General features: G+C 54.9%; 23 protein-coding genes and 1 pseudogene. 14 read left to right on the forward strand and 10 right to left on the reverse strand.

The window, feature by feature from the left end; translation table 11 throughout:
- The 4 genes and pseudogenes from H1D41_RS12905 to H1D41_RS12920 all read left to right on the forward strand — a co-directional run.
- Nucleotides 1-209: pseudogene (locus H1D41_RS12905) on the forward strand (hypothetical protein); the annotation flags it as partial.
- The gene (locus H1D41_RS12910; RefSeq protein ID WP_228849300.1) at nt 206-1,306 is read left to right on the forward strand and encodes a hypothetical protein; all 1,101 of its coding nucleotides are present in this window, start codon (nt 206-208) and stop codon (nt 1,304-1,306) included. The pseudogene H1D41_RS12905 and the gene H1D41_RS12910, both read left to right, overlap by 4 nt.
- Nucleotides 1,307-1,629: 323 nt before the next feature.
- On the forward strand, nt 1,630-1,869 hold the full coding sequence (locus tag H1D41_RS12915) for a hypothetical protein (RefSeq protein WP_228849301.1): 240 nt from the start codon (nt 1,630-1,632) through the stop codon (nt 1,867-1,869).
- Nucleotides 1,870-2,096: 227 nt separating this feature from the next.
- Nucleotides 2,097-3,338, forward strand: coding sequence for a Hint domain-containing protein (locus tag H1D41_RS12920; protein WP_228849302.1), 1,242 nt, complete (start codon nt 2,097-2,099; stop codon nt 3,336-3,338).
- Nucleotides 3,339-3,344: 6 nt separating this feature from the next.
- Here H1D41_RS12920 and H1D41_RS12925 read toward each other — a convergent pair whose 3' ends face one another.
- Nucleotides 3,345-4,286 carry a LysR substrate-binding domain-containing protein gene (locus H1D41_RS12925; protein ID WP_228849303.1) on the reverse strand — a complete coding sequence of 314 codons (942 nt, stop codon included), beginning with the start codon at nt 4,284-4,286 and terminating at the stop codon, nt 3,345-3,347.
- A 113-nt stretch (nt 4,287-4,399) separates the two neighbouring features.
- On the opposite strand from H1D41_RS12925, the gene H1D41_RS12930 reads away from it, so the two are divergent.
- Nucleotides 4,400-5,485, forward strand: coding sequence for a hypothetical protein (locus H1D41_RS12930; RefSeq protein ID WP_228849304.1), 1,086 nt, complete (start codon nt 4,400-4,402; stop codon nt 5,483-5,485).
- A gap of 12 nt (nt 5,486-5,497) precedes the next feature.
- Here the strand turns inward: H1D41_RS12930 and H1D41_RS12935 are convergent, their stop codons facing one another.
- The 5 genes from H1D41_RS12935 to H1D41_RS12955 form a co-directional block, all read right to left on the reverse strand.
- Nucleotides 5,498-6,088: a helix-turn-helix domain-containing protein gene (locus H1D41_RS12935; RefSeq protein WP_228849305.1), complete on the reverse strand. Its 591-nt coding sequence runs from the start codon at nt 6,086-6,088 to the stop codon at nt 5,498-5,500.
- Between the two features lies 1 nt (nt 6,089).
- Nucleotides 6,090-7,055, reverse strand: coding sequence for an isopenicillin N synthase family dioxygenase (locus H1D41_RS12940; protein WP_228849306.1), 966 nt, complete (start codon nt 7,053-7,055; stop codon nt 6,090-6,092).
- Between the two features lie 66 nt (nt 7,056-7,121).
- Nucleotides 7,122-7,700: a carboxymuconolactone decarboxylase family protein gene (locus H1D41_RS12945; protein WP_228849307.1), complete on the reverse strand. Its 579-nt coding sequence runs from the start codon at nt 7,698-7,700 to the stop codon at nt 7,122-7,124.
- 17 nt (nt 7,701-7,717) lie between these two features.
- Nucleotides 7,718-8,458 (reverse strand): amino acid ABC transporter permease, encoded by a 741-nt coding sequence (locus tag H1D41_RS12950; protein ID WP_228849308.1) that lies wholly within the window; start codon nt 8,456-8,458, stop codon nt 7,718-7,720.
- A 9-nt stretch (nt 8,459-8,467) separates the two neighbouring features.
- On the reverse strand, nt 8,468-9,220 hold the full coding sequence (locus tag H1D41_RS12955; protein WP_324250283.1) for an amino acid ABC transporter ATP-binding protein: 753 nt from the start codon (nt 9,218-9,220) through the stop codon (nt 8,468-8,470).
- Nucleotides 9,221-9,346: 126 nt separating this feature from the next.
- Here H1D41_RS12955 and H1D41_RS12960 point away from each other — a divergent pair, with 126 nt between their 5' ends.
- The 3 genes from H1D41_RS12960 (at nt 9,347) to H1D41_RS12970 (ending at nt 11,572) form a co-directional block, all read left to right on the forward strand.
- The gene (locus tag H1D41_RS12960; RefSeq protein WP_107498170.1) at nt 9,347-10,132 is read left to right on the forward strand and encodes a transporter substrate-binding domain-containing protein; all 786 of its coding nucleotides are present in this window, start codon (nt 9,347-9,349) and stop codon (nt 10,130-10,132) included.
- A 67-nt stretch (nt 10,133-10,199) separates the two neighbouring features.
- Entirely contained in the window at nt 10,200-10,841 is a 642-nt protein-coding gene (locus H1D41_RS12965; RefSeq protein WP_228849309.1) for a glutathione S-transferase family protein, read from the forward strand.
- The gene (locus H1D41_RS12970) at nt 10,841-11,572 is read left to right on the forward strand and encodes a creatininase family protein (RefSeq protein ID WP_228849310.1); all 732 of its coding nucleotides are present in this window, start codon (nt 10,841-10,843) and stop codon (nt 11,570-11,572) included. The genes H1D41_RS12965 and H1D41_RS12970 overlap by 1 nt, the downstream gene beginning before the upstream one ends.
- 77 nt (nt 11,573-11,649) lie before the next feature.
- Here H1D41_RS12970 and H1D41_RS12975 read toward each other — a convergent pair whose 3' ends face one another.
- Nucleotides 11,650-12,090, reverse strand: a complete 441-nt coding sequence (locus tag H1D41_RS12975) for a thermonuclease family protein (RefSeq protein ID WP_228849311.1) — start codon at nt 12,088-12,090, stop codon at nt 11,650-11,652.
- A 61-nt stretch (nt 12,091-12,151) separates the two neighbouring features.
- Entirely contained in the window at nt 12,152-13,543 is a 1,392-nt protein-coding gene (rimO, locus tag H1D41_RS12980; protein WP_228849312.1) for a 30S ribosomal protein S12 methylthiotransferase RimO, read from the reverse strand.
- Nucleotides 13,544-13,628: 85 nt separating this feature from the next.
- Here rimO and H1D41_RS12985 point away from each other — a divergent pair, with 85 nt between their 5' ends.
- The 5 genes from H1D41_RS12985 to gndA all read left to right on the forward strand — a co-directional run bounded on the left by H1D41_RS12985 (nt 13,629) and on the right by gndA (nt 20,526).
- A complete protein-coding gene (locus H1D41_RS12985) occupies nt 13,629-15,173 on the forward strand; it encodes a hypothetical protein (protein WP_228849313.1) in 1,545 nt (514 codons plus the stop codon).
- Between the two features lie 284 nt (nt 15,174-15,457).
- Nucleotides 15,458-16,633 (forward strand): aspartate aminotransferase family protein, encoded by a 1,176-nt coding sequence (locus H1D41_RS12990; protein ID WP_228849314.1) that lies wholly within the window; start codon nt 15,458-15,460, stop codon nt 16,631-16,633.
- 14 nt (nt 16,634-16,647) lie between these two features.
- Nucleotides 16,648-17,574 carry an ornithine carbamoyltransferase gene (gene argF / locus H1D41_RS12995; RefSeq protein WP_228849315.1) on the forward strand — a complete coding sequence of 309 codons (927 nt, stop codon included), beginning with the start codon at nt 16,648-16,650 and terminating at the stop codon, nt 17,572-17,574.
- A gap of 149 nt (nt 17,575-17,723) precedes the next feature.
- A complete protein-coding gene (locus tag H1D41_RS13000) occupies nt 17,724-18,980 on the forward strand; it encodes a PAS domain-containing protein (RefSeq protein WP_228849316.1) in 1,257 nt (418 codons plus the stop codon).
- Between the two features lie 136 nt (nt 18,981-19,116).
- Nucleotides 19,117-20,526 (forward strand): NADP-dependent phosphogluconate dehydrogenase, encoded by a 1,410-nt coding sequence (gene gndA / locus H1D41_RS13005; protein ID WP_228849317.1) that lies wholly within the window; start codon nt 19,117-19,119, stop codon nt 20,524-20,526.
- On the opposite strand, the gene H1D41_RS13010 is transcribed toward gndA, so the two are convergent.
- Both H1D41_RS13010 and hrpB read right to left on the reverse strand, forming a co-directional pair.
- Nucleotides 20,527-20,988, reverse strand: a complete 462-nt coding sequence (locus tag H1D41_RS13010; protein WP_228849318.1) for an NUDIX hydrolase — start codon at nt 20,986-20,988, stop codon at nt 20,527-20,529.
- 70 nt (nt 20,989-21,058) lie between these two features.
- Nucleotides 21,059-23,518, reverse strand: a complete 2,460-nt coding sequence (gene hrpB / locus H1D41_RS13015; RefSeq protein ID WP_228849319.1) for an ATP-dependent helicase HrpB — start codon at nt 23,516-23,518, stop codon at nt 21,059-21,061.
- Between the two features lie 91 nt (nt 23,519-23,609).
- Here hrpB and meaB point away from each other — a divergent pair, with 91 nt between their 5' ends.
- Complete coding sequence (meaB, locus tag H1D41_RS13020; protein WP_228849320.1) at nt 23,610-24,590, forward strand: methylmalonyl Co-A mutase-associated GTPase MeaB; 981 nt, start codon at nt 23,610-23,612, stop codon at nt 24,588-24,590.
- Nucleotides 24,591-24,598 lie beyond the last annotated feature (8 nt).

Raw genomic sequence — 24,598 nt, forward strand, 5'->3', positions numbered from 1 at the left:
CCGCTGCCGGAAAGATCGACACGCTGTCGGCAGCCTTTCATTCAGACCTGGATAGCATGATCGAACAGCACCGCCCCGATGTTTGGTTCTTTGCCCATTCCCACCGCAGAATCTGCGCGAAAGTTCACGGGGTTGAAATCCGCAATATCTCCATCGGTTACACAATATCCCTTTGTGCAACTATCGCGGTGGAAAATGGAATGACATGATCCATGATCTGCAGGCGATAACGGCAGAACCTGACCGATGGAGATACTTATCTGCACAAACTGAAGCGCGGGATTGTTCCCCGCTTCAGTGCTACGTGGAACGTCGACTGAATGGTGAGAAGGGGGCGGAGTGGCTGGATGGTCAAAGTATAGAGCAAGCGGTGCGTACGACAGAAATGTTGGGAGGTTTGCTCGCCTATGGTCCATCGCAGAAGGCTAAGGATATGACGGACGATATGTGGGATACGGCAGGTCGCGCTGCATGGCCTTTGGTGACAAAGGGCGATGCTGAGCTCCGTGAACTCCTGTCCCGCGCGCTGTTAAAGGCTGTGCGTATGAATGGACATCCCAGTCCCCGCAATTCCTTCGGTATGCTTTATGGCTGGCTGTTTTCCAGCCGTCTTTCAAAGGATCCCGGCCCAATTCGGGATATCGTTCGAGAGGTGATCATTGAAAATGTTCCCTTGGTGCCGGGACAGATGTTGTTGGGAACGCCTGTGGCCACTCCACGCCTTGCCAGTATTGCGGCAATTGCCGGTGCCGAAGGGCTACATTCGAAGACCCTCAGAAATGTTCTGGAGTTGGCGGGCGTTCTTGATGGTACTCAACCTTTGAAAGGTGCCCGCAATGTTGTCGCAGATTATGCTTTAGCCAAGCCATTGATTGAGAGGGCCAAGCATACAACGCCCGTGATGCAGGTGCCGGATATGCTTTCCGCGTCACGACCGATGGTTTCTGCTTTGATCGAGTTGGGGAAATTGACCAGAATACAGGATCATGACGCGCTCAAAAGTAAGGTCGGAAAGGCGATCGATGGTCGATCAATCCGGCAGGTGTTGTGTTTCCTCCAAGAAAGTTTTGAGGCCGTGAAACATCCACCGGAAGGGCATGTGCATCTGGCAAAAGCTGCGGAGAAAACCCGTGTTACGATGAAAGTGATCCTGGAACTGTTATTCGGATTGCACCTTAAAACAGTCTGTCGCCTTAAAGGTCATCATGGGTTCAGTGGGGTTTTGGTTTCTCCGGATGAGGTCCGGGCCTGCATGGCAAACCCACCCGATAATGTATCAGATGAGATTCGATTTTGGATGGGATGAGCTTCGCCTGAGGGCGGATTTATCTAAATCACCGTAAATGCCGCCTTCGGGTGGCATTTTTTGACCACTACGCACACTTCAAATGACCACTGGCGAATTGATCGTCAGTGGTTTTGTTTATTTTCAATGCCTTAGGCGTTTTTGATTTTTAACGCTGAAACTTGACAGCGTTTGGCTACATTTCAGCCGACCACTTGCATTGGTGGTGCAAAAATTCTCTAAAAAACCCACAGGTTCCGGAACCTTTCATACCCATCAGCCACCCAAATCTGGGTCGTGGCCATGCGCCGGGCAGTTTTGCCTGGCTTTGAAAGGATTTTGTTTTGACTCGTTCCACCACTCTGATCCCCGTCAGCCCCATCGGGTTTATTGGCGAGATCCCAAGCGTTCACGTCATTGAAAATCGGTTGCAGATGTTCCTGCGGACACTGCGGGCGTTAAAGCAGGATAATCGAACCAACCAGATGAGCCAAACTCTCCCTTGGTTTAGGACGCCATTGGTTCCAAAAAACCTGACGGCGGACATATTGGTCTGGATAAGCAATTTACCACATTTAATTTGACGCCTGAAAAAGGCGGGGGCCAGGCAGAAGCCGGTCAAACTTGATGTTGAAGGTGTCGAACCGAAGCGGGCCAAAAGTGCTGCCAGATTATCATTGCGTTTCAAGTCGCTATGTTATTTAGTTGAATTTAAAGAAAAAACGACGCCTTGCCTTTTTTTGTAATCTGAAGTAGAGTGGAAAATTGGGGTCGATATTTGAAGTGTCATGAATACTGATGGGGTATACAAATGGGCGAGATTAACAGCTTAGGTCAAATTACAACACTTGTGATCGCGCCGGAGGCGACAGTTGAAGCAGGTGCGATCATCAACTTCAATGAAAACGATATGTATCAGGTCGATTTTGATGAGTCCCAGAGCGCAAGTGGATCCTCTCCCATCACCACTGCTGTTGTGGTCACCAATGTTGAAACAGGCGTGACCACAAATAACAATTTATATACCGGCGGGAATCCTGACTGGCCGAACGATTACACCATGAGTATAGATGGCGAAGTCACATATGCAGATGGCACTAAGAGCACTTTTGCCAATCTGCGCGGCATTAAGCTTCAGGATGGCAGCGTTATCATTGTGCAGACCGTGGATGTTTTCAATACCATACATACATCAGGTATTGACGGAAACAAATCAATCGCGCAGCTGAATCTGTCCGCCGCTCATCATTCCGGCGCTCGCGGAGTTGGTTTTTTTTACAGATTTGCCCAATTCGGACTGCCTGAACGGCACGCTTTCGAAAGCGTTATGTCTGATCGCCCTGCGTTTGGCTCTCCTGGTGGTGGTTTCCCCGGCTCAGGGTTTACCGCAGGCACCGGCGGCACCGGCGGCACCGGCGGCACCGGCGGCACCGGCGGCACCGGCGGCACCGGCGGCACCGGCGGTGGATTGTGCTTTGTCGCGGGGACGAAGATCCAGACTGCGGATGGCTACGTTCTGGTCGAAGATCTGGAACCAGGGACGCTGGTTCTGACCAAAGACAACGGCTTTCAGCCGGTGCGCTGGATCGGGTCCGCGACTTTCCCGGCAAAAGGTCACATTGCGCCGATCCTTATTCGCAAAGGCACCCTGAACAACTTTGCGGACCTGTGCGTTTCACCGCAACACCGCGTGCTTTTGACAGGCTGGCAGGCTGAACTTTTGTTTGGCGAACGCGAGGTTCTGGTCGCGGCCAAGGCTTTGTTGAACGACAGCACCGTTCTGCAGGTTGAAGGTGGCGATGTGCACTATTTCCACGTGATGTTTGATAATCACGAAATCATCTTTTCCAACGGTGCAGAAACTGAAAGTTTCAACCCGGGTAAAGAAAGCTTTAAGACGCTTGATGCCAACGCCCGCGCCGAAATTCTGGAACTGTTCCCGCAGCTTGAAGCACAGGAAAGCTTCCAGCTTGAGAAAACGGCGCGCTGCTGCATTAAGAACACCGATGGTGCCTTGTTTGGACAATACCTTGCCGCGCGGCAGGGCGCCTGACAGATATCAGGCAAGGTTAGACGGCATCTGGGTGGCATGGCCAGCCTCTGCCGTCTGATTCTGTATCCAGAGAAAAAAGGATTGCAGCTGAGGGTATTCATGGGCGCTGTGCGGGCAGACCAGCCAGTATGAATAAGGAGACCTGGCACAGTGTGAAAATGGGCGCACCAGTTTGCCGTCCTGCAATGCCTGTGCCACCAAAGGGCCACGTCCCATCGCGATGCCCAACCCCTGAATAGCGGCCTGAATGACCAGATTTGATTGCGCAAAGCTGCGGGTTCTGGTGCGGGAGGGTAGTTGTATACCACAGCTGCGCGCCCAGAAGTGCCAGTCAGGCGGTGTCCCGGATTTATTCCCATATTCGTCCATAAGCAGGGTAAGTCCCTGCAAATGTTCAGCCTTTGCTTCGCGTGTGCTGGCGTCCGGCAATATATGAGGCGCACAGACCGGGAAAACTTCTTCTGACATCAGATGCTCGCTATAAAGGCCACTGAAATCCCCCAGGCCGTAGCGAATACCAACATCGGCGTTGTCTGGCAGGCGGTTATCGTTTGTTGTGTCTGTTGAGATGGATAGCGAAATTTCCGGATGCTTCAGATCGAAATCCAACACGCGCGGAAAGAGCCAGGTAAAGGCGAAACCGGGCGGGCAGCAGACCACCAGATTATTGTTTCGGTATTTTTTCCGGCGTATGTCATTGCAAACCTCGTCAATGCGGCCAAGGCTTTCTTCAACCGTGCGTGCCAGAATGCGTCCTTCGGACGTCGGCGCAGATCGTCGTGCCCCCCTTATCAGAAGTTCCGTACCCAACCATGTTTCCAGCATTTTTACATGCTGACTAACAGCGCTCTGGCTGACGCCCAGTTCATCGGCGGCGGCGCTGAAACCGGATTTCCGGACCACCATCTCAAACGCACGAAGGGCGACATAGGGTAGGTTGCTATTCATATTAGTACAGCTAATGGTTTTCATAATGGCTTTCAAATAGTTTTGACCCAGCGGGCATTGTAGTCAGTATTTACGCCCACATTTCCGTGAGTGTCGTGAATGCCGGATCTTTGATGACCTATTCTGCCGCACAATATTTCGGGGCCCGCAATCTGCTGGTGAACTGTGCCGAAGCCCAGACAGGCGAGCGTATCCTGATTGCCCATGAACCATCTGGCCTTGGGTATTACGACAATCGTGTTGTCGATTGTGTGGCCTCCGCTGCCGAAGGGCTTGGGATGCAGGCGATCTGCATGGATGTGGGATTTGACCGCCAGGCCCGCGCACTGCCCGCGGCGGTGAAGCTGGCGGTTGAGGATGCCGATGTGGTGGTGTTCTTTGCCAGACTCGGTGATCAACTGCGCTTCAGCGAAATGCCTGAAGGCAAGCGTATCGTTGTCAGCTACGCCCTGTGCCCGGATATGCTGGGATCTGGGTTCGGAACCGTCCATCACGACGCCTTCCTGCAACTTAAAAATTCAGTCAATGCTGCAATTTCACGGGCGAACAGCATTCATGTCACCTGTCCACGCGGTACAGATTTCCGGGGACAGCCGCAGCTGCGCCTGGAAAGCAGTGGTGACACATCCATACGTCGTTTCCCTATGTCAGTTCCCACGCCCGTCCCGGCCCGTAGTTTCAGCGGTCGAGTCGCGATGCCCGGCTTTCTGACAGGTACTGGGTCACAATATTACAGCCCCTACACGGTAGAGCTTTCCGGGCAGGTTTTTGCGATCTTTGAACAGGGGCGTTTAACGCAGTTTGAGGGCGACGCCACCTCTGTCGGGATTGCCAACCGGCACTATGATCACGTTGCCCGGGAACTGGGGATTGAACGCGATTTTGTGCATTCCTGGCATGCAGGCATTCATCCCGGATGCGGTTTTCCGGGTCAGGCCCATGACAGTTATGAACGCTGGAGCGGATCGGGCTTTGGCAACCCGCGCCTTCTGCATTTTCACACCTGCGGCAGCTATGCACCGGGTGAAATCTGCTGGAACGTTATTGACCCGACCATCACGGCCGATGGCATAGCGCTTTGGGAAAAGGGCCGCCTGCGCATGGATAACCTGCCGGACGCAGATGCAATGCTGACGACGTTTCCCTGTGCTGCGAAAGCTTTCGCACAGCCCGATGACCGGATTGGTCTGTCCGCATAAAAGACAGGCCTGTCAGCGCCGTTCTGCCTGAACCGAAAGGAAGGTGAATGCCTCGGTCAACACCTCGACAAAGCCATGGTTCAGTTCCGCATCAACAGACAGGCTGTCACCGGGGGACAGTGTGAAATCTTCCCCCCCGTAGCGATAGATTGCAGACCCCTCAAGCACATGAAGATAGACCACACCATGCCCCACATAGGTCGGCGGCTGGGCTTCCTGACGGGTGAGAGTCACGCGGCGGGCTTCAAATTGCAGATCGCGCCGGGAATGAACCGCGAGGTTTACGAACTCATGGCTGTGCCCCTGGGAAATACGCGTTGAAACTACGCCTTCCCCGGCCCGTACTAGGGTGTAATCCGCGTGGCTGCTGGCCGTTTCGCGAAACAGGCTGACCAGGGGTACATCCAGGGCGGCGGAAAGCGCACAAAGGGAACTGATGGAAGGCGACACCTGACCGTTTTCAATCCGGCTGACCATTGCGGCAGATATCCTGGCTTTTGTTGCAAGTTCACTGGCTGACCAGCCCATGCCCTGGCGCAACTGCCGCAGTGCCGCACCAATAGCGGTATCAATGCTGTTGTCTTCCTTCGCGCTTGTGCTCATCTCAGCCTTTCTTATGGGCAAATGCCTTTGCAAACCGCCAGTTCAGGTAATCCCCGCAAGTGATTGGTTCCTCTTTCGCCTGGTAATCAGCGCCAAAAACGCCCCGTGCATCAATCAATGTTTCTGGGTTCGGATCGTAAGCCAGCACAAGCGACAGCCGTTCTTTTCCGGACGAATTCACCACCCGGTGCGGTGTGGATTTATAGGCGCCATCTGTCCAACGGTTCAGCAGATCTGCAACATTCACGATCAATGTGCCTTCGATCGGCGGGGCCTGGATCCATTCGCCATCAAGGTTTTCCACCTGTAATCCGCCGACACTGTCCTGACACAGCACCGTCAGCACGCCAAAATCCGTATGTGGCCCTACCCCGAACTGGTCTTTGCCGGCATTTTCATCCTGGGCCGGGTAGTAGACAAAAGAATTGCGGGACAGGGGGGCATCACTGGTTTTCAGGAAGAAATCAGCCCCAAGCCCCAGGCCAAGCGCAAATCCCCGCATCAGATGTTCTGCAACCTCATGGGCGGCGGTGAAATACTGCATGCAGAGGTCCTGCAATTCGGGCATCGCAGCAGGCCATTGATTGTGCCCGCGCAATTCGTGGGCGTCGGGCAAAGTGCCCGCATCATTCTGATAGCCCCAGACAAAGCTTTCTTTCAGATCAGCCTTGGCATCATCCTGCATTTTCGCCCCACCCTGAGGCAACCAGCCGCGGTGGCTGGTATCAATGCGCACATCTTCTTTGGCAGCGGTATCCGCCCGGAAAAAATCAAAGGCTTTCGCGCGCACCGCATCAATCAGATGTTCCGGGATGCCGTGGCCTTTGATGTAAATAAACCCAAGCCCTGTGTTCGCCGCATGCAGCGCCTGCGCCACCCCTTTCGGATCAGATCCGTCACGCAGAGCGGTGATATCAACAACGGGGATAACGTCACTTTCAACCTGTTTTGCTTCTGCGTAGGCCATGGGGGCTCCTGTTGAGTTGTGTGCAATTTATTGCATGCTATGCAATAAATTGCTGTTGGCGCAAGTTTAATCTTTCGCGTAATACCCCACGGTATCGCCGTCAGTGGTGACACCCAGACCATTCAAAAGCCGGTTTACATAGTTGAAATACCCAATGATCTGATTGGCTTCCAGGATCTCCCCATCCGGTACACCCGCTGCCTTTAACGCATCCACATCCGCTTTTTCCATGCGTCCGGGATTGCGTGTCAGCTTTTCCGTATATTGCAACAGCGCCAGATGCTGCCCGTCGAACACATCTTCGGGCTGATGGGCGTTCAGGGCGGCTTCGACACGATCAGCTTTCTCTTCATCCCCCATCAGATGGCGCGCATTGGACCAGTGGTTGGCATAGGAATAAGGACAGTTATTCAGCACGGACACGTAAGAACTGATCACCTCCTGAAACCACATGGGAATGGTGTTGCTGTCATCGTGCAGGCAGGCGCGATACAGCACCACATGGCCATTCATCGTCTGCGGACGCAGAGAATGAACACGCATGACATTATCCACCGTGCCATGCGGTGTGCGGGCGAAATCAAGGGCTTCTTTCAGCTTATCACCGGCATCTTCATCTGAGATCATTTCAATCCATGCAGACATGGGCTTATCCTTTTGGTTCAGTTGCGTTCCTGGGCCTGCATCTTCCGTTCCAGCCAGCGCACGCCGGAAGAAACAATCAGGATCAGAACCAGATATTCGAGAACAAGAATGGTGTAGATTTCCAGCGGTCGGTATTCTGTCACCACCAGTTCATTTGCCCGGCGGGTCAGTTCCTGCATGCCGATTACAGACACAAGTGACGACATCTTCAGCATATAGACCAGCTGGTTTCCAAGTGCGGGCAGAATACGACGGATCGCCTGAGGCAGGATCACATAGCGCATGGTATCGCGGTAGTTCAGGGAAACGGAATGGGCGGCTTCGTATTGTCCCCGATCAATGGATTGGATGCCGGCACGGAAGATTTCTGCCTGAAAAGCACTGTCTGACAGGGCAAGCGCCAGAACGCCGGCCCAGAATACATTCAGCGTGATACCTGTGACCTGGGGCAGGCCGTAATAGACCCAGAGGATCAGAACAAGAATGGGAACGGCTCGAACGACTTCGACGTAAACCCGGTTGATGCTACGCAGGCTCCGTTTTTCCGACAATCCAGGAAGGGCAATCAAAAGACCCACAAACACAGAAATCAGGATGGCTGTCAGGCTCATCAGGATTGTGTTCCAGGCCCCGCCCATCAGAAAGACCAGGTTGTTGTAGCCCGAAGTTGTGGTGGGATCGACGACATACCAGCCCCAGTTGCCAGAGCAGCCGGACAACAGAAAAGCCAAAGGTGTCAGTGTCAGAAAACGTTTCATGTCAGGTCCTCAGTGGCTCAGGATTTTTTGCAGGAAGTCCTGGCAGCGGGTGCTTTTGGGGGCGGTAAAGAAGGTTTCAGGGTCCGCGACTTCGACAATTTCGCCCTGATCCATAAAGACCATTTTGTCCGCAACCCGGCGGGCGAACCCCATTTCATGGGTGACGCAGATCATTGTCATGCCGCTGCCTGCCAGTTCTGTCATGACATCCAGGACCTCATTGATCATTTCCGGATCAAGGGCCGAGGTCGGTTCATCAAACAACAGAATGCGTGGTTCCATGCAAAGGGATCGGGCGATGGCAACGCGCTGTTGCTGACCGCCGGACAGCTGGCGCGGGAACTTATCCGCCTGATCCGCGATGCGCACCCGTTCAAGATAACCCAGCGCGCGATCGCGGGCTTCCTGGTCGGAAAGGCCAAACACGCGTTTCGGACCTAGTGTAAGGTTGTCGAGCACAGTCAGATGCGGAAACAGGTTAAACTGCTGAAATACCATCCCGACATTCGCCCGGATCTTATCCAGGCTTTCACGCGTTTCAGTCAACTCTGTGCCATCAACGACAATCCGGCCTTCTTCATGTTTCTCCAGTCGGTTGATGCAGCGGATCAGGGTGGATTTCCCGGAACCCGACGGCCCGCAGATCACCACACGTTCCCCTTCAGATACCGTCAGAGACACATTTTTCAGTGCCTGAAACGGCCCAAAATATTTTGACAGATTTGTGATCCCGATCAGGCTGTCATTGGCATCGGTTTTCATGTCACTCTCCTGTTAACGCGGACTCAGCGAAGCAGAAAATTAACCACGGCGCAAATAATTTATTTTCTTGCAATGTGGCGCAACTCGGGCAACGCTGATGAAAACGCTGCGAATAAGGAGAGGAAGATGAAGTTTCTGAAAACCTGTGCTGCTGCGCTGATTGCGCTTGCCGGTACTATGCATTCGTCCACCGGAGCCCAGGCGCAATCTGCTTTGCAGGATATCCTGTCCGAAGGTGTTCTTAAAGTCGGCACCACCGGCGACTGGAACCCGATGAGCATGCGCGATCCGGCCACCAATTCCTATCGCGGTTATGATATTGACGTCATGACACAGCTTGCGACTGATCTGGGTGTCGAGATTGAATTCGTTGCGACCGATTGGAAAACGCTCGTCAGTGGCGTTACCTCTGGTCAGTATCATATGACCGGGTCAGCCTCTGTTTCACCGGCCCGCGCCAAAGCGGCCGGATATTCCGACAGTTATTTTTCACTCGCGACTGTGCCGCTTGTTCTGTCGTCCGGCGGTGATCGTTTCCAAAGCTGGGATGATCTGAACCAGGCGGATGTCACTGTGGCCGCAACCCTTGGCACGACACAGGAAACCCAGGTGAAGCAATTCTTCCCTGATGCGCAGCACCGTATTGTTGAAGCGCCGGCACGTGATTTCCAGGAAGTCCTGTCCGGCCGCGCGGATGCACATATCACGTCAAATGTTGAAGCGAACAAGCTGGTGGCGCAATATTCCCAGCTGATGATCGTACCCGTGGACGAACCACGCGCTCCAACCCCAATTGCAATGCTGCTGCCGCAGGATGATCAGGTCTGGATCAACTATGTGAACACATGGATTCGCCTGAAGCAGGAACAGGGGTTCTTTACTGAGCTTGGTGAAAAATGGGATCTGCTTTAACCAGCTAAAGGGTCATTCAGACCGGCGGAGCTGAGGGCTTGGCCGGTCTTTTTCTTTTGGGGCTTCGATGCTGAAAATCTACGCCATTCCTGCCAGTCTTTATTGCGCGAAGCTGCGTATTCTTCTGCGTCACAAAAACCTGGAATGGCAGGAAGTTTCGCCCCCCGGCGGCTATGGTTCGGATGAATACAAACAAATCGTGCCCTCCGGAAATCTGCCGGCTATGCAGGATAGCAACCTTTTGTTGGCGGATTCAGAAGCTATTGCAGAATATCTGAACGAAATACATATTGCGCCCGCCATGCTGCCCGCGGATGCAGTCGCCCGTGCACGGGTGCGCGCATTGGGTCGTTTCCATGATACCCGGCTGGAGCCTGCTTTGCGGGCTCTGTTCCCTCAGATCCCGCCAGAAAAACGTGACAGCGCAATTCTGAAGGAAGGTGGCAAAAGCCTGTCCCGCCACCTGTCTGTGCTGGAGAAACTTTTGGTGGAAACCGATCTGCCGGATGACCAGCTGTTTCTCTGCGATTGCGGATTTGCGATCACCTTTGACTGGCTCGCAGCCTTTGAACACTTCCTGAAATTACCGATAACCTGGCCGGAGGGCGTGCAGACGTACCGTGAAAGATTAAGCCAGCTTCCCGCAATCGCAGAGGAATATGCCGCGTACCGCCCTGTTCTGACCAGCTACATGCAGGAAAACAGCTGATGCGCCTGCTTGAGATGACCTGGCAGGAAGCCGAAGCGCATTTCACAAAGCAACCCGCTGTGATTTTGCCGACCGGATCCGTCGAACAGCACGGACCAATGGGGTTGATTGGCACGGATGCAATCTGTGCGGAAGAAATCGCATGGCGCGGGGCGGATCTGGCTGATGCGATTGTCGCCCCAACCCTCGCCTATGCGCCTGCACCTTTCAATATGGCGTTTCCGGGAACCATGTCTCTCAGCGTGCCGCTCTGGCAGGCTATGGTCACAGAATTACTTGCAGGGCTAACCGAACAGGGCATTCAGAAGATTTATGTGCTGAACGGACATGGGGCAAATCTTGCCCCTCTGAAGGCCGCAGCCGAAACCTGCGTGGCGGATGTGCGTATCAGAAGCTGGTGGGATTTCGATCAGGTCAATCAATTACGCCAGACATGGTATGGCGACTGGGAAGGCATGCATGCGACCCCATCCGAAGTTTCAATCACCCAGGCCACCCACCGCGTCATTGAACCGGGGGATGCCGAAACACCGCCGCAAAAGCTGACCCCTGAATTTATCCGGGCTCATGCCGGTGACAAACACGGGCCACCCGATGAACATCGCCGCAGCTTCCCGGATGGACGTGTCGGATCTCATTCTGCTTTGGCACGGAAAGAACATGGGGCACTTCTGGTGGAAGCTGCCGCAGCGTGCCTGGCAGCAGATTTCAGATCCTTTCTCGAAAGCTAGCAGGGATATCTGTCGGTCTTGGCAATCGCGGGGCCGTGGAAAGGCCCTTTGATGCAACATCTGGAACAAAGGGCGGGTCAGTCACACCATGTCCGCCGGGCGCCACCCGAATAGGGTTCTGCCAGTTCAGCTTCGATCATGATGGTGGCAATGTCCTGGTTGTTTAACAGTAGCTGGCCGATGTGACGGCGAAACTTGTCTTCCGCAGGGGTGCCGTCGCGTTTTAGTTTCAGGATCAGACGCAGATCACCGGCGCTATTGATCAGTTCACGCAGATGATCTTTCGCACGGGTTCCTGCAGCGCGTTCGCTGTCGCATGCGGCAGAGCGGATCTCAGGGGTATTGTAACCTGACAAGCGGATCGATTCAGCCCCCAGGCGGATGGTGTCACCATCGACCACATAGACGTCCGCTGCATTCAGAGAAACTGCGCCGGCTTGCGGCTTCATCAACGCATAAAGTGCAAATGCCAGCAGCGAAGTCAAAGCTGCTGGCAGAATGTGATGTCGGACGTTCATGGAAAATTGTTTTCAACGTTGGTGTTTGCTGAAGTCTCTGAAGACAGAGGGGCGACAGGGGTTAATCCTGTAATACGCCCCACAGATCATATTCCCCGGCTTCGTCAACCTGTACGGTGACAATATCGCCGGGGGTCAGATCTTCTGCGCCTTCGTCAATAAACAGGTTTCCGTCGATCTCGGGCGCGTCGGCCATGGTGCGGGTCGTGGCGATGCCGTCTTCGTCCACGTCATCCACGATCACATCCAGTACTTTGCCAACTTTCGCCGCAAGCTTTGCCTCAGAAATCGCCTGGGCTTTCTCCATGAAGCGTTCCCAGCGGTCTTGCTTCACCTCTTCAGCCACATGGTCTGGCAGATCATTAGAACGCGCGCCATCGACGTTTTCGTATTTAAAACAGCCCACACGATCAAGCTGCGCTTCATCCATCCAATCAAGCAGATGTTGGAACTCGGCCTCGGTCTCACCGGGGTAACCCACGATAAAGGTGGATCGCAGGGTGATATCCGGGCAGGTGTCGCGCCAGGCGGCAATCTCTCCCAGGCTTTCGGACATGCCGGGGCGCGCCATGCGTTTCAAAACATCCGGGTGGGAATGCTGGAAGGGGATGTCCAGATAAGGCAGAACACCATTCGTGGGATCCGCCATAAGCGGCATGAGATCGCGCACAAACGGGTAGGGATAGACATAGTGCAGGCGCACCCAGGCCCCAAGTGATCCCAGATCACGCGCCAGATCCTGAATATGGGCGCGGTGTCCGCGATCTTCGGCAAACTTAATGTCCATACCATAAGCAGAGGTATCCTGGCTGATCACCAGAAGTTCGCGGACACCGGCCTCTACCAGTTTTTCCGCCTCACGCATCACCGCATGGGCAGGGCGGCTTTGCAGGCGGCCGCGCATATCGGGAATGATGCAGAATTTGCAGCGGTGATTACAGCCCTCGGAAATCTTCAGATAGCTGAAATGGCGGGGGGTCAGGGACACACCGCTTGCGGGCAGCAAGTCGACAAAGGGATCGGGCGACGGCGGCACAGCACCATGCACCGCATCCAGCACCTGTTCATATTGATGCGGCCCGGTGACGGCGAGAACATTGGGGTGGGTGCCGCGAATGTATTCTTCTTCCGCGCCCAGGCAGCCGGTGACAATCACCTTACCGTTTTCATTCAGAGCCTCGCCAATCGCATCCAGGCTTTCGGCCTTGGCACTGTCGAGAAACCCGCATGTGTTCACAATCACCGCATCCGCACCGGTGTAATCCGGGCTGATCGCATAGCCTTCCGCGCGCAGACGGGTCAGGATGCGTTCACTGTCCACCAGCGCCTTGGGGCAACCAAGGCTGACCATGCCGATACGCGGCTGGCCGTCACGGGTTTTACCGCCGCTCAGGCGAATTTGCGGGGCGAGGTCAGGGCGGAGATCTGGCGGATTGCTGGATGACGTGTTCATCCGCCCCCTATAAGGCCCTGGCGGGTGGTGGGGCAAGGGTGGTATTCTTGCGAAACGGCCCGGTCATACCCATATTGAAAACATAATGACAAATTTTCAGACCTACCGCCCTTCGTTTAATGAGATACTTAACGGAACCCCGCTGACCCCGGCGGAGGAAAGTTTGCTTGATGCCTGTAAGACAACTGGGGCTGTTTTCATTGGCGGTGAAGTGCCGGACAAGGCAACGCCGGAAAACAGCATTCGCGGAGAATTAATCCGCTATTTGATGATGGGGGGATGCGAGACACATCAGCCGAATGCGCGGGGTGTCTTTGTATTTGGAGCGTATATTACTGGATATCTAATTTTGGATGGCTGCCGATCGCCACTTGATCTTGGTGTTGTAAGGAGCCGATTTGAGCAGGGAGCAGATTTCGATGATAGTGAAGTCGGCGCAGTGGTTCTCTCCACTTCCTATCTGCCGGGATTGACGGGCGAACGGATGACGGTGAAGCGGAGTTTCTTCATGAGACACGGCTTTTGTAGCGCTGGATCAGTTGTGTTGTCAGGGGCTCACATTGGAGGGCAGCTGGATTGTGCAGGAGCGCGTTTTGAGGCTGAGGAGGGGGCCGCACTGGAAGCTCAAGGGCTTACCGTTTCAGGTGACGTATTCTTGCGAGATGGTATTCTCGCTTGCGGAAGAGTTGATCTGCAAGGAGCGCAAATCAAGGGGCAGCTCGATTGTACTCATGGGTCGTTTCATAAGGGAATGGGGTTGCAGAGTGCCGTTGTCGGAGCTGAGTTTTACTTTCGGTTTGTTAGGGCATTCAATGGTACACTTGATCTGAGTGAAGCACATGTTACCTGTCTTGGGGATGACGCAGCTAGCTGGGAACAGCCAGATGACCTCGATCTTACTGGGTTTCGTTTTGATACGGTTCAAAGCCATATGTCGGTATCTGATCGACTGGGTGTTCTAACAAATCATGCTAAACAAGGTGCAAATATTGTTTTTCATAGTCAGCCCTATACACATCTTGCCAAGCACTTTCATAGCAATGGTGAGCGGCAGGCGGCAGCGTGTATACTCTATGAACGGGAAAAACATCTGGCACGGGCGGAATGGGCGCGGGCGCATGAAAAGCTGGATGGTACCTGGCGCGAAGCCTTTCGCTGTCAGGGGGCGGATTTTGCGCAGATGTTTCGTTGGGTCTTTCAGGCGTTCGCCGGCTTCGGTCACAAACCCATGCGGGCGTTTTACTGGGCGCTTGCAACGGTGGTGTTTTCGATGCTTTATTTCCACCTCACATATATCAACGGGCAGATGGTGCCGAACTCGGATATTATTCTGAACTCGCAGGCCTGGCTTGATGTAGTGAAGGACGGCGTTTCCAATCCGACGGAGGCCTGGGGGCTGACAGCGCCCGGCAGTGATTATGAAACCTTCTCTGCCATTGGTTATGGCTTTGATCTGTTTGTGCCGCTGGATGCGCTGGGACAGGAGATTGCCTGGGCACCGAGTTTGTCGCGCGGAAACTGGGGCTGGTGGGGGCACTATCTGCGTTGGCCCATTCAAATTGTGGGCTGGGTTCTGACGGCGATTGGCGCGGCGCTTCTGACCGGCCTGATCGGGCGGGATCGCGAATAGGGCGCGCGCCGGGAACATGGGGGGCATATTTTGCCCCCTTGTCTTCCCCCCGTGATTTGTCTAAGCCAGCGCTTATGAACGCAGCAATCGCCAAAACCGTCCTCCGACGACGCTGATTGAACCGGGCCACTGGCGCCGGGGTTTTCGCATGGAAACCGCCTTCATCTGCGCGAAATGCGCGCAACCCCTTAAAACACCCTTAAATAAAATTGACATGGCCCCCGGGGTTTGGCAGCAATTGCTTTTCGCAGCCTCAAACCGGACCATCTGAAAGAGGAAACATCATGATCCCCTCCGTTTTGCCGACTTACGCACGTGCGCCGCTTTCTTTCGTGAAAGGCGAAGGCTCCTGGCTGATCGAGGCTGATGGCCGACATTTTCTTGATCTGGGTGCTGGCATTGCCGTAAATGCGCTGGGCCATGCCAACCCCGCGCTTGTCGAAGCCCTGACCGATCAGGCGCAGACGCTTTGGCATACATCCAACCTGTATGAAATCCCGGCGCAGACAAAGCTTGCGGATCAGCTGGTTGAGGCGACATTTGCCGATACGGTCTTCTTCACCAATTCCGGCACAGAGGCCTGTGAACTCGCGGTGAAAATGGCGCGCAAATACTGGCACGACAAAGATCAGCCGGAGCGTGTTGAAATCATAACCTGGGAAGGGTCTTTCCATGGTCGGTCAAGCGCCGGTATCGCAGCGGCGGGATCTGAGAAGATGGTCAAAGGTTTTGGTCCGATCCTTGATGGTTTTGTGCATATGTCCTTTGGCGATGTGGAAGGCACGGAAGTCGCGATCAATGACAAAACCGCTGCGATCCTTGTGGAACCTGTGCAGGGCGAAGGCGGCATTCGTCCGATTGAAAACGCCGATCTGATGGCCCTGCGTGCGATGTGCGATGAAAACGGCATTCTGCTGATTTTTGACGAGGTGCAATGTGGCGTTGGTCGTACCGCGAAACTGTTCGCCCATGAATGGGCCTATATCGCGCCTGACATCATGATGGTTGCCAAAGGCATTGGCGGTGGCTTCCCCCTTGGTGCGGTTCTGGCGACGGAAAATGCGGCCAGTGGTATGGTCGCGGGCACGCATGGATCTACCTATGGCGGCAATCCCCTGGCCTGTGCTGTGGGCAGCAAAGTGATGGAGATCGTATCAGACCCCGAATTCCTGGAAGATGTCAGCCGTCGTGCGGGTCTTTTGCGCCAGAAACTGGAAGGCCTTGTGGCCGCGCACCCTGAGGTGTTTGAATTTGTACGTGGTTCCGGCCTGATGCTGGGTCTGCGCTGTAAGGCTGTGAATATGGATGTGGTGAACGCAGGTTACGCCAATGGCGTGATCACCGTGCCTGCGGCGGATAATGTCATCCGCCTGCTGCCCCCGCTCACCATCTCTGATGACGAAATCTCTGAGGCTGTTGAACGCCTTGATGCAGCGGCCACTGCCGTTGAACAGGCCTGAAGGAGGGCCGGTATATGAACCATTTTCTTGATATCAATAAAACGGCGCCGGAAGACCTGCGTTATATGATCGACAACGCGGCAGCCATGAAAGCCGCCCGAGCCGGTATGCCCAAAGGCACGCCAGATGCAGATCAACCGCTGGCAAATCACATGGTCGCGCTGATCTTTGAAAAGCCATCCACCCGGACTCGCGTGTCTTTTGATGTGGGCGTACGCCAGATGGGCGGCCAGACCATGGTGCTGTCTGGCAGCGAAATGCAGCTGGGGCATGGCGAAACCATCGCGGATACCGCACGCGTGTTGTCGCGTTACGTTGACCTGATCATGATCCGTACGTTTGAGGAACAGACCCTGCTGGAATTGGCCGAATACGCGACTGTACCAGTGATCAACGGCCTGACGGACCGCACGCATCCTTGTCAGATCATGGCGGATATTCTGACGTTTGAGGAAAAGAGCGGCCCGATCAAAGGTAAGAAAGTTGTCTGGTCTGGTGACGGCAACAACGTGTTCGCAAGCTTTGCCCATGCCGCCGGTCAGTTCGGCTTTGACCTGACGTTCACGGGCCCTGAACCGCTTGACCCGGAAATGTGTTTCATTGAGGAAGCTCGCGCCAAAGGCGTGAAAGTCGAGATTGAGCGCGACCCGAACAAAGCCGCCGAAGGTGCCGATCTGATCGTGACCGATACCTGGGTGTCCATGCATGATCCGCAATCCGCCCGTGAACGCCGCCACAATCAGCTGCGCGGGTATCAGGTGACGGAGGACCTGATGTCAAAGGCGAAAGATGACGCCCTGTTCATGCACTGCCTGCCTGCGCACCGCGATGAAGAAGCAACCAATTCCGTGATGGATGGCCCGCAATCGGTGGTCTTTGATGAGGCCGAGAACCGTTTGCACGCCCAGAAAGCTGTGATGCGCTGGTGCCTTGGGAAATAACAGAAAAACAACGGTCCCTGGTTTTCAGGGGCCGTTTTCTTTTGTCTGATCTGGTTTTGTTAAATCTGTAGCAAGGAATAGGCGCGTAGCCTGACTACGATTCTATTGTGCCCCTATGCGGGCCGGATTTACAGATCAGGGACCTGACAATGAGTTTTGTAGAAAAACGTGATGTGTTCCGCCCCGAAAGTGGCGAAGCTCCGTTTGGCATTGAAGAGATTTTCTTTTCACATACGGATGATCGCGGGATCATAAAATCAGGGAATTTCCTGTTTCAGAAGATTTCGCACTACTCCTGGGGTGAACTTCTGGGGGCACCCCATAAAATTATCCGGCATGAAGACATGCCCAAAGGGGTTTTCCACCTGTTGTGGAAGACGATTCAAGCCGGTAAACCAATGGGCGCCTATGTTAAAAACCGGACAAAGGATCAGCTGGAGTATTGGGTTTTTGCCGTGGTTCTTCCTTATAATGGCGGCTATCTTTCAGTACGGATCAAGCCATCAACTGAGGTGCTCAACAAAGTTGTAAAACTGTACAGCGGGGCGCTGGAAAAGGAAAAGGACGGCACACATTCCGCAGCTGAAAGTTCTGACTATATCGTTGCCGGGATTCAGGATATGGGTTTCAGCGATTATGCGGCGTTTTGTAGTCATGTACTTGCCCAGGAGCTTTCAAGTCGGGATGCTTTGTTAAAAAGGTCTGCAAGCACCAGTAAGGACCGCTTTCAGAGCATGCTGAATGCGGCGTCTGACCTTCAGGAAGAAACCGCAGGGCTATCTCAGGCTTTTGAGGCGATTGGTACGATTCCAACCAATCTGCGTGTCATTGCAACACGTCTTGAAGCGGCTGGTGGTGCCATCAGTGTTTTGTCGCAGAATTACTGGGCGATGTCGCAGGAGATTTCTGGCTGGTTTAACAACTTTGTCGCTGATCCACGCAGCGATTTTGCCAAAATCAGGGATACAATTGATGAATGCTGGATGCTGCATTGCACGGCCCGGATCCTTCATGAGGCAGCGACGGATTTTGAACGGGAAAGACGCCAGTTGGGGACGATAGAAACAGATACTGAAAAGAAAAGCCTGGACCAGCTGGCGACAGAACAGACAGCGCTTGCGAACAAAGGGCTGAAAAAGATTGCGGAAGAAGCAGAACGGATTGCGACAGCCATCACTGTAATGAGGCGCTATATTTCCGGGCTGAGCATGACCCGCGTAATGTGTAAAATAGAAAGTGCGCGCTTACCACGTGGTGGCGATAGCCTGTCGGATATAATCGAGCAGCTTGGCGCGTTTCAGGGCACAATAAACCGACAGCTGGGAACAATCGAAAATATGAGCCGAAATATTCAGTCCATGGCCCAGACACTCATTCAGGAACAGAACGGGGGCGTCACCTCCTGAAGCGTCGGCAATTATTCTCGCTGGAATACCAGGCGCAGCTGGCTTAGTTTAGTCGGGCAACCGATCATATTTCAAAAGCTTGCATGTGGATGAAAAATCAGAAATGGTTGCGCTAACATTTCTGGAGTAAATTACGATGCGCGAAGCGAACGTTGGTTTGATCGGTTTGGGAACGATGGGCAGTGCACTGGCGCTTAACATCGCGGAAAAGGGCTTTAACCTTGCTGTCACTACATTGCATCCGGACCGGGTAGATGAATTCCTGACGGGTGCCGGGGAGCTGGCCGAAAATCTTATAGGGGCAAAATCCGCAGAGGAAATGGTCGCCGCTCTGACGCCGCCCCGTTCTCTGATCCTGCTGGTGCCAGCTGGTCCCGCAGTTGATGCCATTGTTGAAACTTATGCGCCGTTATTATCTCCGGGTGATACGATCATTGATGCCGGGAATGCGAATTTCCACAACACCCGCAAACGGGCTGAGGAACTTGCTGCCAGGGGGCTGAATTTTGTCGGCATGGGCGTGTCTGGCGGTGAAGAAGGTGCGCGCAACGGCCCTTCCATTATGGTGGGCGGGGCGAAAGAAAGCTACGTACCACTGCGCCCGGTGATCGAAGCCATCGCTGCGAAATTCGAAGGGGATCCCTGTGCCGACTGGCTGGGCCCGGATGGCGCGGGTCACTTCGTTAAAACTGTACACAATGGCATTGAATATGCTGACATGCAGATGATCGCAGAGGTTTATGGTCTGCTGCGTGATGGTGAAGGTGCTGCACCCACGGATGTTGGCACCCTGTTTGAGAGCTGGAACGCCGGAAAGCTGAATTCGTTCCTTATGGAAATCAGCGCCGAAATCCTTCAGGCCAATGATGATGCGACAGGCAAACCCGTGGTCGATGTGATCATGGATAAGGCGGGTCAGAAGGGGACCGGGCGCTGGACCGTGATTGAGGCGCTTTCACTTGGTCAGTCTGCCAGCACCATTGAGGCGGCTGTTGGGGCACGTGGCTGGTCTGCGGACCGGGAGGCTCGGGCAACTGGTGAAAATCTTTTCCCGGGTGATGCGGGCAAATGTGAATTTGACCGTACAGATCTGGCAGATGCACTGCTTGCGGCCCGCATTATTGCCTATGCACAGGGTTTTCAGGTGCTGACCGCAGCCTCTGAAGAATACGAATGGGGCATCGATATGGCGCGTGTTGCGGAAATCTGGCGCGCAGGATGTATCATTCGCTCTGCGCTTCTGGATGATATTTCTGATGCTTTCCGTTCTGACCTTCCTGATGGTCGTTTGTTGTTTGCACCGGCCTTTCATGATGCATTGACGAAAGGCACAGACGCGATGCGCCGGATCGTTTCCACCGCAATTCTGCAAGGGCTTCCCGTGCCGGCGTTCTCTGCCGCACTGGCCTGGTTCGACAGCATGCGTCAGGCCCGCGGAACAACAAATATGGTACAGGCACAGCGTGATTTCTTTGGCGCGCATAGCTTTGAACGGCTGGATCAGCCCGGGTCACATCATGGCCCATGGGCGCAGAAAAACAGCTGATCAGAAATAACGCAACAAGCCCTGCAAGGCGGGTTCCCTGACCTGCCTTGCAGCAATTTCCGGTTTGAACCATTGTAAACTGCGCCGGCCTGCTTCCGGAAATTCATCGGACATTTCTATGACCTGACAGGCGAAAACCTGAACACGGCAGGTTCGTATGTCACCTTTTTTCGACAGTTTTTCGTATAGATAGCTGCCAATCGGGCCAACGGAATATATGCCGTGCGTCACACCGGCTTCTTCCCATGCTTCCTGGCGGGCCGTGTCACGCAGTGTTCTTCCGGGTTCTGACCAGCCCTTCGGCAGGATCATCCGTTTTGTGCGCAAACTTGTGATCAGCAGGATTTCACGGCCCTGCATCCCGTCGCGAAAACACAGCGCCCCGGCTTGGTCATAGACTGGCCGCCCGGGCAGTTCCGGGTCGTCATAGCGGCAGGCGTGGCGTAAGATCTCGGGTTTCATCAGGTAACCGATAACTGTGATAAGTGATCTTATATCCCTTCAATATCACAGTTTTCTCACAGAAACCAGGTCAGCGCTTTCGGGGTTTTGCCCGCAGAGTTGGCGGCGCTTCGGTCGGATCTTCCGGCCAGGGATGTTTGGGGTAGCGCCCACGCATGTCTTTGCGCACATCTGCCCAGGATGTTTTCCAGAATCCGGGAAGGTCCGATGTCACCTGCAACGGCCGGCGGCCTGGGGACAGCAAAGTCATCCTCAACGGTTGCGGGGGGGTGCCAACACAGGGATGCTGCGTTGTGCCAAACACTTCCTGAATGCGCAGTTCAATTGCCGGGGTTTCACCACTGTAGTCGATCGCGATCTTATTTCCCAGGGGACTGATGAAATGCGCAGGCACCAGGCGATCAAGTTCCAACAGGATGTGATGCGGCAGGTAGGAACGCAGGGCTTCCAGCGTGTCAAAACTACGAAGCGCCCGGCTTGTACGGGGGATATCATTCGCGGTCACAAACCAGGGTAACAGCCAGGTATCTGCGTCTGCGTATAGTGCGGCATCCGACAAATCCGGCACATCGGCCTGCCCGGTCAGAAGGCGGGCACGGGCCAGAAACAACGCGGATTTACTGCCGAAGGGGGGGCGCAATTCCTGCCAGACTTTCAGTGCTTCCTGCGCCAGCGCGTCTTTTGAAACATCCTTCCAGATCTGATCACTTAATGCGATTGCGCCCATGCGTTCCTGGGTGCGGGCGTGGATGCGATCATCCCGCCGGGACCAGACGCAACTGTTTGCTCGTACGATACGGGCGCCGAATAGCCCGCGTATTTCTGCTTCCGAAATGGTGAGTCCCAGACGCATTTTCGCTTCCCGGCGATCCCCGTCCAGATCTGTGGCAACCAGCAGGCGCTGCCCGGCCAAAGGGTCTTCGGCATTTAGAATTGCGCCTTTGCCACCGCTCATCAGATAGCGGGGATCTTCACCGGGGCGACGCAGGGCGATACGATCAGGATAGGCAAGTGCGGCCATTTCAGCGGTGCTGAAGGTGCGTTGCGGCTTTATCCCGGCGGTGATTTTTGCAAGGCGTTTTGCGTCATCCCGGATGCGTTGCAATGTGCCCCGATCCGGTGGGAAGGATGCGTCACGCGGGTTTTTCAATGCGCTCAGACGCAAGGACAGATCCGCAGGCGCATGGCGTGGCAGTGGGTCGCGATCCGCCAGCAAAGCGGCGAGAGGTGCAGCATCCTGTCCGCAAGTGACCAGCATATGTGCAAGACGCGGATGCAGGGGCAGGGCAGCAATAATGCGACCATGCGCGGTAATCAGTCCTTTTTCGTCCAGCGCGCCCAGGTCATTCAGAAGACTTTGGGCGGCGGACCACATGCCTGTGTCTGGCTGCGTCAGGAAGGCCATTTCCGACGGGTCGGTCGCCCCCCAGAGAGCCAGTTCCAGAACCAGCCCGCAAAGATCGGCACTTTCAATTTCTGCAGGGGGGAAGGCGGCCAGTGCCCCTTCTTCGCCCCTGGTCCACAGCCTGTAGCATACGCCAGGGGTCAATCGTCCTGCGCGGCCCTGGCGCTGGGTGGCTTCGGCTTTGGTCACGCGTTCTGTCACGAGCCGCGACATGCCGGATCCTGCATCAAAGCGCGCCCGCCGGGAACGACCGGCATCAACGACGATGCGTATGCCATCAATGGTCAGGGAGGTTTCAGCGATGGACGTGGCCAGAACCACTTTGCGCCCGCTTTGTGCAGGTTGGATGGCCGCGCGTTGTGCTTTGAAATCCATGGCACCGAAAAGTGTGAAAACCCTGCAATCAGCCGGTACGCGATCGCGCAGCAGGGCTTCGACTCGGCGGATTTCACCTTCGCCTGGCAGGAAAGCCAGCAAGCTGCCATCTTCCGCATCAAGCGCCTGCAAGATCAGATCTGCAACACCTTCTTCAAGGCGGGCTTTTGATGCGCGGGGTTTGTCAAGCCAGCGTGTTTCCACCGGATAGGCGCGGCCTTCTGATGTGACCACCGGAGCGTCCCCCAGCAGTTTCGCCACGGGTTCGGCATCAAGTGTCGCAGACATTACAATCAGCGTCAGGTCATCGCGCAGGACCCCGCGGATTTCACTGATCAGCGCAAGCCCCAGATCCGCATTGAGGGACCGTTCGTGAAATTCATCAAAGATCACGCAGCTTACACCAGTCAGTTCCGCATCACTCTGGATCATCCGGGTCAGAATGCCTTCGGTCACCACTTCAATCCGGGTTTTTGCGGTGGTTTTGCTTTCTCCGCGAATGCGATAGCCGACTGTTTCACCGGCCTTCTCACCAAGGATCTCAGCCATCCGCGTCGCAGCCGCACGCGCCGCAAGACGGCGCGGTTCCAGCATTATGATGCGCCCTTCAGGAATCACATCCAGAAGCGCCAGCGGCACTTTGGTGGTTTTACCCGCACCGGGTGGGGCCTGCAGGACGGCCTGACCATGGGTTTTCACTGCAGCCAGCAGATCAGGCAGGACGTCGTCAATGGGAAGCGCAAAAGACATAATGGCTTATTGCCGCAGGGGCCGCGCGGGATCAAGCTTGTCTGATGCAATGTGCACCGCCATAAAGACCAAAACGCGAGGAGAGCAGGCAATGAATACAGCGGATATGGCACAACGCATTGTTGCAGGCGAACGTCGGGCGCTGGCGCGGGCGATCACGCTTGTGGAAAGCTCCCGTTCGGATCATCGCGCACAAAGCCAGGATCTGCTGGATCACTTAGGCTCGCTTGCTCCGGATCGACAGGCCCTGCGGATTGGTCTGTCCGGCACGCCGGGGGTTGGTAAATCAAGTTTTATTGAAAGTTTTGGCCTGATGCTGACAGGGCAGGGGCTGAAAGTTGCAGTGCTGGCGGTGGATCCGTCATCTGCACGTTCCGGGGGCTCTATCCTTGGGGACAAAACCCGTATGGAAGAATTGTCCCGTGACCGCAATGCCTTCATTCGCCCTTCGCCCAGCCAGACAGAACTGGGCGGTGTCGCACGCCGCTCTCGCGAAGCCGTGGCCTTGTGTGAAGCCGCCGGTTTCGACGTGATCCTGATTGAAACTGTGGGGGTCGGACAATCGGAAACCACCGTTGCCGAGATGTCCGATCTGTTTATCCTGCTGATGGCACCCGCTGGGGGCGATGAATTGCAGGGCGTCAAACGCGGCATCATGGAAATCGCGGATATGATCCTTGTGAACAAAGCGGATGGTGCGCTGAAAGACGTGGCAACGCGCACCTGTGCGGATTATTCCGGTGCCCTGCGTCTGATGCGCAAGCGTGTGTATGATCCGGAAGGTTTCCCAAAGGCCTGCACCGTTTCCGCCTGGGAGGGGCATGGCCTGACAGAAGCCTGGGCAGATATGCAGGCCCTGGCAGAATGGCGCAAAACGGAAGGTCACTGGACACATCGCAGATCAAATCAGGCACGCCACTGGTTTGAAGAAGAGGTACGGCAGGCCCTGCTGGCACGTCTGACAGAGGATCCAGCCGTTCGTGCGCAGATGCAAGGGTTTAGTGCCGAGGTTGCCGGGGGGCAGTTGTCTGCCTCTGCTGCAGCGCAAAATATGCTGAAACTGTTAAGCTGATCAGGGAT

Source organism: Halocynthiibacter styelae (genome assembly GCF_016123485.1).
Taxonomy (GTDB): domain Bacteria; phylum Pseudomonadota; class Alphaproteobacteria; order Rhodobacterales; family Rhodobacteraceae; genus Halocynthiibacter; species Halocynthiibacter styelae.

Excerpts from the sequence above, each read along its gene's own strand:
- H1D41_RS12960 (WP_107498170.1), top strand. The coding sequence starts at position 9,347 with ATGAAGTTTCTGAAAACCTGTGCTGCTGCGCTGATTGCGCTTGCCGGT.
- H1D41_RS13000 (WP_228849316.1), top strand. The coding sequence starts at position 17,724 with ATGAGTTTTGTAGAAAAACGTGATGTGTTCCGCCCCGAAAGTGGCGAA.
- H1D41_RS12955 (WP_324250283.1), bottom strand. The coding sequence starts at position 9,220 with ATGAAAACCGATGCCAATGACAGCCTGATCGGGATCACAAATCTGTCA.
- H1D41_RS12945 (WP_228849307.1), bottom strand. The coding sequence starts at position 7,700 with ATGTCTGCATGGATTGAAATGATCTCAGATGAAGATGCCGGTGATAAG.
- meaB (WP_228849320.1), top strand. The coding sequence starts at position 23,610 with ATGAATACAGCGGATATGGCACAACGCATTGTTGCAGGCGAACGTCGG.
- H1D41_RS12940 (WP_228849306.1), bottom strand. The coding sequence starts at position 7,055 with ATGGCCTACGCAGAAGCAAAACAGGTTGAAAGTGACGTTATCCCCGTT.
- argF (WP_228849315.1), top strand. The coding sequence starts at position 16,648 with ATGAACCATTTTCTTGATATCAATAAAACGGCGCCGGAAGACCTGCGT.
- H1D41_RS12975 (WP_228849311.1), bottom strand. The coding sequence starts at position 12,090 with ATGAACGTCCGACATCACATTCTGCCAGCAGCTTTGACTTCGCTGCTG.
- H1D41_RS12920 (WP_228849302.1), top strand. The coding sequence starts at position 2,097 with ATGGGCGAGATTAACAGCTTAGGTCAAATTACAACACTTGTGATCGCG.
- H1D41_RS12970 (WP_228849310.1), top strand. The coding sequence starts at position 10,841 with ATGCGCCTGCTTGAGATGACCTGGCAGGAAGCCGAAGCGCATTTCACA.
- H1D41_RS12985 (WP_228849313.1), top strand. The coding sequence starts at position 13,629 with ATGACAAATTTTCAGACCTACCGCCCTTCGTTTAATGAGATACTTAAC.
- H1D41_RS12950 (WP_228849308.1), bottom strand. The coding sequence starts at position 8,458 with ATGAAACGTTTTCTGACACTGACACCTTTGGCTTTTCTGTTGTCCGGC.
- H1D41_RS12935 (WP_228849305.1), bottom strand. The coding sequence starts at position 6,088 with ATGAGCACAAGCGCGAAGGAAGACAACAGCATTGATACCGCTATTGGT.
- H1D41_RS12965 (WP_228849309.1), top strand. The coding sequence starts at position 10,200 with ATGCTGAAAATCTACGCCATTCCTGCCAGTCTTTATTGCGCGAAGCTG.
- H1D41_RS12910 (WP_228849300.1), top strand. The coding sequence starts at position 206 with ATGATCCATGATCTGCAGGCGATAACGGCAGAACCTGACCGATGGAGA.
- H1D41_RS12990 (WP_228849314.1), top strand. The coding sequence starts at position 15,458 with ATGATCCCCTCCGTTTTGCCGACTTACGCACGTGCGCCGCTTTCTTTC.
- gndA (WP_228849317.1), top strand. The coding sequence starts at position 19,117 with ATGCGCGAAGCGAACGTTGGTTTGATCGGTTTGGGAACGATGGGCAGT.
- H1D41_RS13010 (WP_228849318.1), bottom strand. The coding sequence starts at position 20,988 with ATGAAACCCGAGATCTTACGCCACGCCTGCCGCTATGACGACCCGGAA.
- H1D41_RS12925 (WP_228849303.1), bottom strand. The coding sequence starts at position 4,286 with ATGAATAGCAACCTACCCTATGTCGCCCTTCGTGCGTTTGAGATGGTG.
- hrpB (WP_228849319.1), bottom strand. The coding sequence starts at position 23,518 with ATGTCTTTTGCGCTTCCCATTGACGACGTCCTGCCTGATCTGCTGGCT.
- H1D41_RS12930 (WP_228849304.1), top strand. The coding sequence starts at position 4,400 with ATGACCTATTCTGCCGCACAATATTTCGGGGCCCGCAATCTGCTGGTG.
- rimO (WP_228849312.1), bottom strand. The coding sequence starts at position 13,543 with ATGAACACGTCATCCAGCAATCCGCCAGATCTCCGCCCTGACCTCGCC.